Annotated in this window: 2 protein-coding genes; both read left to right on the top strand. The window is 72.4% G+C overall.

Going from position 1 to position 595, the window contains the following annotated elements:
• On the top strand, window positions 1–228 hold a 228-nt coding region (locus tag JNW98_RS35030), incomplete at its 5' end, for an oxidoreductase dimerization domain-containing protein (protein ID WP_504755631.1).
• 47 nt (window positions 229–275) lie between these two features.
• Window positions 276–595 (top strand): biotin/lipoyl-containing protein (locus JNW98_RS35025; RefSeq protein WP_308015705.1); only part of this gene is annotated, 320 nt, incomplete at its 3' end.

The following is a 595-nucleotide window of genomic DNA, read 5'->3' as shown; positions in this document are numbered from 1 at the left end:
ACCGCGGGCGAGATCAAGCTCGTCCAGGTCAAGGACGGTGCCGTGGTCGGCGTCCACATGGTCGGCGACCGCATGGGCGAGCAGGTCGGCGAAGCCCAGCTGATCTACAACTGGGAGGCCCTGCCCGCCGAGGTCGCGCAGCTCATCCACGCGCACCCGACGCAGAACGAGGCTCTGGGCGAGGCCCACCTGGCCCTGGCCGGCAAGCCGCTGCACTCGCACGACTGAGTCCCGAGCGCACCACCACCCCACTACCCGTAAGGAGCAACCGCACCATGGCGGTTTCCGTAACCCTGCCGGCGCTCGGCGAGAGCGTGTCCGAGGGCACCGTCACCCGCTGGCTCAAGGCCGAAGGTGAACGTGTGGAGGTCGACGAGCCGCTGCTCGAGGTCTCCACCGACAAGGTCGACACCGAGATCCCGGCCCCCGCGTCCGGCATCCTCGCCTCCATCAAGGTGGCCGAGGACGAGACGGTCGAGGTCGGCTCGGAGCTGGCGATCATCGACGACGGCTCCGGCGCCCCGGCCGAGGCCGCGGCTCCGGCCGCCGCCGAGGCCCCCGCCGCTGCCGCTGAGCCCGCCCCGGCGCCCGCCGC

This window comes from Streptomyces huiliensis, from assembly GCF_020037025.1.
Lineage (GTDB): Bacteria > Actinomycetota > Actinomycetes > Streptomycetales > Streptomycetaceae > Streptomyces > Streptomyces huiliensis.
This window is presented reverse-complemented; position numbering and strand designations above follow the sequence as displayed.